Below are 5,768 nucleotides of genomic sequence, written 5' to 3' on the forward strand. Positions count from 1 at the left end.
CGGATTCAGCATCCTGATAGACATTATTGGGAACGATCAGTTCTATCCCATTAGAGAGAGACAATTTTTGATTTTCGAACTTCTTTTTCTGGCGACTGCTGTCAATCTCGTCAAACTTGATTGGCTCTGGTACAGTTTCCTTAACTTGGTCAATAAAAGTAAGGCGAGCTGTCAAATTACTGTCAAAAAGTTCGTCTGCCAGCTTCTCTGGTGACAATTCATCATTTTCTTCAAGATTTTTGAAAATACTGGATTTGACCTTGGACTGAAACTGGAAGTCGTCTGTATTAAAACTTTCAGCAATTTTTTGAGCTGTTTTTTCCAGAGTTTTGATGGATTTTTTTGGTGAAATCTTCGGACTGACCTGCAAGAGATTGTCAGAAAAATAGTTGAGAAAGGTACCATTGTACTTGATGCGCTTTTCAATCAGATGGTACTTGCGAGACTGGAGATTGATGACCAAAGCCTCGTCCGCACCCGTACCAAAGCCAGGCAGATTGTTCTGTGTCAGCTTGATAGGATTGTCCAGCTCGCCATCCAAGTGGGTTAGGGTTTCACGCAGAGCAATCCGCAGAAAAGCGAAGTGCTCTACACCTTCTTTGTCAAACTGGACAAAATCAGATCGTTGGTTTTCTGGTTTTCACTGACCGAAAACTCCTCCTGCCAGAGCTTGGCCACTGTCACTGATGTTTCCAGTAGGTCATCTGAAAGTTGGGCTAAAAGACGTTTTCAGGATCGAAAATGCCTGTTTTAGCCTCGTCAGAATAAACTCGCTCGATTTTCTTGCGCAGGTATTCTTCAATCTTAGGAGTGATGTTGAGAAACTTATCCGCCAACAGCAAGTCCGTATCAGCTGGGCTGAATTGATGAATGATGGCCTTCTTTACATAAATGTCCATCTTAGTTCAAACCTTCATAGAGCGGAAAAGCATCTGTCAGTTCGCGAACTTCCGCCCGTACCTGATTGAGCACGGCTTCATTTTCAGCATTTTCCAGAGCCTTGATAATGAGTTCAGCCACCTTGATACTTTCTGTTACACCAAAGCCTCGAGCTGCAATAGCTGCTGTACCGATACGAATTCCGCTAGTCTTAAATGGTGACAGGGTTTCGTAAGGAATGGAGTTTTTATTAAGCGTGATATTGACCTCATCTAAGAGATTTTGCGCCACTTTCCCATTTTCTACAACCTTAGTGACATCAACCAAGAAAAGGTGATTTTCAGTACCGTCAGAAATCACACGGAACTTATCATGCTGACGGAAGACTTGCACCATGGCTTGGGCATTGTCCAAAATCTGCTGGGCATAAACCTTGAAAGCTGGATCTAGCACTTCTTTAAAGGCCACTGCTTTGGCTGCAATGACGTGTTCCAATGGTCCACCCTGAATGCCTGGGAAGATAGCTGAGTTGATTTTCTTAGCTAGGTCTTCATCATTTGTCAAAATCAAGCCGCCACGAGGTCCGCGTAAAGTCTTGTGGGTCGTCGTGGTTGTGATGTCCGCATAAGGCACAGGGCTCGGATGGAGACCAGCAGCGACCAAGCCAGCGATGTGGGCCATATCGACCATGAGCTTGGCGCCAACCGTATCAGCGATTTCACGGAATTTTGAAAAGTCGATGATATGAGAATAGGCTGAAGCACCTGCCACAATCAGCTTTGGCTGCACTTCCTTGGCTTGCTTGAGGATAGCATCAAAGTCCAGCAATTCTGTTTCTGGATCAACACTATAAGATATAAAATTGTAGGTTTGGCCAGAGAAGCTGACTGACGCACCGTGAGTCAAGTGACCGCCCGCAGACAAATCCATCCCCATAACTGTATCACCTGGCTCAATCAAAGCCATATAAGCAGCACAATTTGCTTGGCTGCCTGAGTGAGGTTGCACATTCACAAACTTAGCACCAAAAATTTCCTTAGCGCGCTCAATCGCTAGACTCTCAATCACATCCACTATATCTGTCCCGCCATAGTAACGGCGACCTGGGTAGCCTTCAGCATATTTATTGGTCAAAATAGAGCCTTGGGCAGCCATGACAGCTTTAGAAACGACATTTTCTGAAGCAATCAGCTCAATATTATGCTGCTGTCGCTCTTCCTCTTTGGCAACTGCCTCCCAGAGGTCTTTATCAAATGTTTTATAGTCTTCTTGGTCAAAAATCATAAGGTACTCCCTTCATGTAATGGCTGGGCAAGTAACCTAGTCGAATGACTTGAGTCTTGCACTGCAAAAATCGCCTGAAATTAGAGACAATTTGTCTCAAAATATATTAGTTAATCAAATTCTATTTCTGGAACCTGATCTTGAATCTCTCGTTTGGTGATACTGCCCTGACGCAGGATGCGGGCCTTATCACCAGACAAGTCTAGGATGGTCGAATCTTGACCGGTTAAAAAGGCATCATCCTCAATACCTAGGACCTGTAGGTTGAAATCCGTCACAATCTGCTGAAAATTGACACCGCTGGTGAGGCCGGACAGATTAGCGGATGGCCCGATTAGAGGACCGTATTTTCGAATTAAATCCAATGCGATCGGATGCTTGGGAACTCGAAAACCAATGGTCTTCATGCCTGAGTTAATCCAGATTGGGACTTGGTCATTGGCTTGGAGAATGATAGTCAGCGGTCCAGGTAGAAAGGCTTGATAGAGTTGCTCCAGATAACTGGGCTGGTTCTTGGAAAAGGAATAAATCTCTTCCAAGCTAGCCACGTTGAGATTAAGAGCCTTGTCACGAGGCCTTCGTTTTAATTCGTAAACTTGCTGAACCGCCTCTTCGTTCAAGGCCTGGGCAAAAAGTCCATAAACTGTTTCCGTCGGCAGGACAACAGCTCCGCCTGCAGCCAGGGTCTTCTCTATCTTATCCATTGTCTACTGCCACCATTCTATCTTTGCCAAATTGATCCTGTAAGACTCGGATTCGTTTTTGCGGGAAAGATTTTTTAAATAATTCCTTGACGCCTGTTCCCTGCTTGTAACCAATTTCCAGATAGATTTTTCCTTTTTCTGTGAAATAGTCTCCTGCCTGCTCGGCTATTTTCCGATAGACGGCATAGCCATCCTCTTCTGCGAAGAGGGCCATGTGAGGCTCGGAGGCCAGAACATTGAGTCCGACTTCATCCATATCCGCTTCTGAAATATAGGGCGGGTTGGAGACGATAATGTCAAATCTTCCACTAATTTCTTCAAAGCAATCGGATTGGAGAAAAGCTAGGTTAAGTCCGCAGGACTGAGCGTTTTCTGCCGCCAAGGCAAGAGCCTCTTTCGAAATGTCAGAAGCAGTAATCTGCCAGTCTGGACGGCTGTTTGCCAGTGCAAGAGCAATGGCTCCGCTGCCGGTGCCGATATCCAAGACAGACAGAGATTTTTCAGGATTTTCTGACAAAATCAGCTCCACCAGCTCCTCTGTCTCAGGCCTTGGAATCAACACCCGCTCATCAACCTTGAGAGTCAAACCGTAAAAGTCACTGTTCCCAATGATATACTGGGCCGGCATGTGAGCAAGCAGCTGCTCTTGAATCGCTTTTAGCTTTTCACGTTCTTCCTGGCTAACTTCTGCCCGAAGTTTGAGAACAAAGTCGGTAAAGGAGAGCTCATTGAGAGCTCGATAAACGAAAGACAGGCTTTCTGCTTCTTCTCCAGCTGCTACCAGCTCTTGTTCTAATTCAGCCAAATATTGAGCTAATGTCATTATTTATTCAGCTCTTCTAGTTTTTGCGTTTGATCATAAAGCACCAAGGCATCCACAACTTCATCCAATTTACCTGACAAGATGGTATCTAGCTTTTGCAGAGTCAAGCCGATACGGTGATCTGTAACACGGTTTTGCGGGAAGTTATAGGTACGGATACGCTCAGAGCGGTCACCAGTACCGATAGTAGACTTACGCTCAGCGTCTTGCTCGTCTTGGGCAATCTGCGCAAAGTGGTCAGCAACACGCGCACGGATGATCTTCATGGCCTTCTCACGGTTCTTCTGCTGGGTCCGCTCTTCCTGCATTTCGACCTTGATATTGGTTGGCAGATGGACAATACGAACAGCTGTCGCCACTTTGTTGACGTTCTGACCGCCAGCACCAGATGCGTGGTAGATGTCAACGCGCAAATCTTTAGGATCAATGTCATATTCTACTTCTTCGATTTCTGGCATAACCAGGACTGTCGCTGTAGAAGTATGAACCCGTCCTTGGCTTTCGGTCACAGGAACCCGTTGCACACGGTGGGCGCCAGACTCATACTTGAGTTTAGAGTAAACGGATTGCCCTGAAACCATAGCCACTACTTCTTTGAAACCACCGACGCCGTTCATTGAAGCTTCCATGACTTCAAAACGCCAGCCTTGGGCTTCCGCATACTTCTGATACATAGTCAGCAAATCGCCTGCAAAGAGAGCCGCCTCATCACCACCTGCAGCACCGCGGATTTCCAAAATGATGTTTTTATCATCGTTTGGATCTTTAGGTAAAAGGAGGAGTTTTAGTTTTTCCTCGTATTCTTCTTTTTCAGCCTTGGCATCTTTAAGCTCCTGCTTGGCCATTTCTTCCAAGTCAGCATCACCAGAGGCGTCTTTAATCATTTCTTCAGCGTCTGTGATGTTTTGCAGGACTTTTTTATACTCGCGGTAAGCCGTTACTGTATCGCGAGTGCTGGCCTCTTCCTTAGAAAGCTCCATAAATCGCTTGGTATCGCTGACCACATCTGGGTCACTTAATAGTTCGCCAAGCTCTTCGTAGCGGTCTTCCACTGCTTGTAACTGTTCATAGATATTCATAGATTTTTCATCATCTCCTTTGTTTCTGTCAATCGATTATTTGATGTCGGGCTTAAAATAATGTTTACGGCAAACTGGGATATAGGTTTCATTGCCACCGATTTGAATCTGTTCTCCGTCGTAAATAGGTTTGCCGTGGTCTGTCCGCAAGACCATCGTGGCCTTACGAGAGCAATATTGGCAAATGGTCTTGATTTCCTCAATCTTGTCGGCCAAGAGCAAGAGATGTTTGGAGCCTTCAAAGAGCTCATTGCGAAAGTCATTTTTCAGACCAAAAGCCATAACTGGAACATCCAGCTCATCCACCACTCTTGCCAAATCATAGACATGGTGGCGTTTCAAGAATTGAGCCTCATCAATCAAAACACAATAAGGTTTTTCAGGCAGCTGCTGGATATAGCCAAAAATATCCGTCTGATCTTCAATAGCCATAGCATTCCGCTTCATACCGATACGACTGGAAACAACTCCAAAGCCGTCGCGGGTATCAACAGCCGAGGTCATAATAACTACACTCTTACCTTGTTCTTCATAGTTGTGGGCTACTTTTAAAATTTCAATGGTCTTGCCCGAATTCATTGTGCCGTATTTATAATATAATTGAGCCATTTTTGTTTCTACATTTTCTCTCTAAGTATTGTCTTTTATAGGACTTCCAACTCTGTAAAAAATTTTGTTGAGAAGACTGACCATACTTCCTATTATTTTACCACAATTCACCACTCTTTCAAACCTCATTTGTGATAAAATAATATTAACAAAATAAAGGAGGCAGAAAATATGCCATTTGTCAGAATTGATTTATTTGAAGGTCGTACCTTGGAACAAAAGAAGGCTTTAGCCAAGGAAGTGACGGAAGCCGTTGTCAGAAATACTGGCGCACCTCAATCAGCAGTCCACGTCATCATTAATGATATGCCAGAAGGGACCTATTTTCCACAAGGTGAAATGCGAACAAAATAAAGAGGAGGCTGGGACAAAAGTCCTAGCCTCTCAATT

General features: G+C 44.7%; 6 protein-coding genes and 1 pseudogene. 1 reads left to right on the forward strand and 6 read right to left on the reverse strand.

All coding sequences use genetic code 11. From position 1 onward, the window contains the following. The 6 genes and pseudogenes from STRDD04_RS00015 to STRDD04_RS00040 all read right to left on the reverse strand — a co-directional run. A pseudogene (locus STRDD04_RS00015) lies at nucleotides 1-899 on the reverse strand (nucleoid-associated protein); the annotation flags it as partial. 1 nt (nucleotide 900) lies between these two features. Next, a complete protein-coding gene (gene glyA / locus STRDD04_RS00020; RefSeq protein WP_062198265.1) occupies nucleotides 901-2,163 on the reverse strand; it encodes a serine hydroxymethyltransferase in 1,263 nt (420 codons plus the stop codon). 110 nt (nucleotides 2,164-2,273) lie between these two features. Continuing rightward, nucleotides 2,274-2,867, reverse strand: coding sequence for an L-threonylcarbamoyladenylate synthase (locus STRDD04_RS00025; protein ID WP_062198267.1), 594 nt, complete (start codon nucleotides 2,865-2,867; stop codon nucleotides 2,274-2,276). After that, nucleotides 2,860-3,690: a peptide chain release factor N(5)-glutamine methyltransferase gene (gene prmC / locus STRDD04_RS00030; RefSeq protein WP_062198269.1), complete on the reverse strand. Its 831-nt coding sequence runs from the start codon at nucleotides 3,688-3,690 to the stop codon at nucleotides 2,860-2,862. The genes STRDD04_RS00025 and prmC overlap by 8 nt, the downstream gene beginning before the upstream one ends. Continuing rightward, complete coding sequence (gene prfA / locus STRDD04_RS00035) at nucleotides 3,690-4,769, reverse strand: peptide chain release factor 1 (protein WP_062198272.1); 1,080 nt, start codon at nucleotides 4,767-4,769, stop codon at nucleotides 3,690-3,692. The genes prmC and prfA overlap by 1 nt, the downstream gene beginning before the upstream one ends. Before the next feature lie 36 nt (nucleotides 4,770-4,805). Further along, nucleotides 4,806-5,378, reverse strand: coding sequence for a thymidine kinase (locus STRDD04_RS00040; RefSeq protein ID WP_062198274.1), 573 nt, complete (start codon nucleotides 5,376-5,378; stop codon nucleotides 4,806-4,808). A gap of 153 nt (nucleotides 5,379-5,531) precedes the next feature. Here STRDD04_RS00040 and STRDD04_RS00045 point away from each other — a divergent pair, with 153 nt between their 5' ends. Further along, nucleotides 5,532-5,732, forward strand: a complete 201-nt coding sequence (locus STRDD04_RS00045) for a 4-oxalocrotonate tautomerase (RefSeq protein WP_262366365.1) — start codon at nucleotides 5,532-5,534, stop codon at nucleotides 5,730-5,732. The last annotated feature ends 36 nt before the right edge of the window (nucleotides 5,733-5,768 follow it).

This window comes from Streptococcus sp. DD04 (assembly GCF_001578725.1).
Taxonomy (GTDB): domain Bacteria; phylum Bacillota; class Bacilli; order Lactobacillales; family Streptococcaceae; genus Streptococcus; species Streptococcus sinensis.

What these genes read in the sequence shown, in the direction of transcription:
- prmC (WP_062198269.1), bottom strand. Translation starts at nt 3,690, where the DNA reads ATGACATTAGCTCAATATTTGGCTGAATTAGAACAAGAGCTGGTAGCA.
- STRDD04_RS00040 (WP_062198274.1), bottom strand. Translation starts at nt 5,378, where the DNA reads ATGGCTCAATTATATTATAAATACGGCACAATGAATTCGGGCAAGACC.
- glyA (WP_062198265.1), bottom strand. Translation starts at nt 2,163, where the DNA reads ATGATTTTTGACCAAGAAGACTATAAAACATTTGATAAAGACCTCTGG.
- prfA (WP_062198272.1), bottom strand. Translation starts at nt 4,769, where the DNA reads ATGAATATCTATGAACAGTTACAAGCAGTGGAAGACCGCTACGAAGAG.
- STRDD04_RS00025 (WP_062198267.1), bottom strand. Translation starts at nt 2,867, where the DNA reads ATGGATAAGATAGAGAAGACCCTGGCTGCAGGCGGAGCTGTTGTCCTG.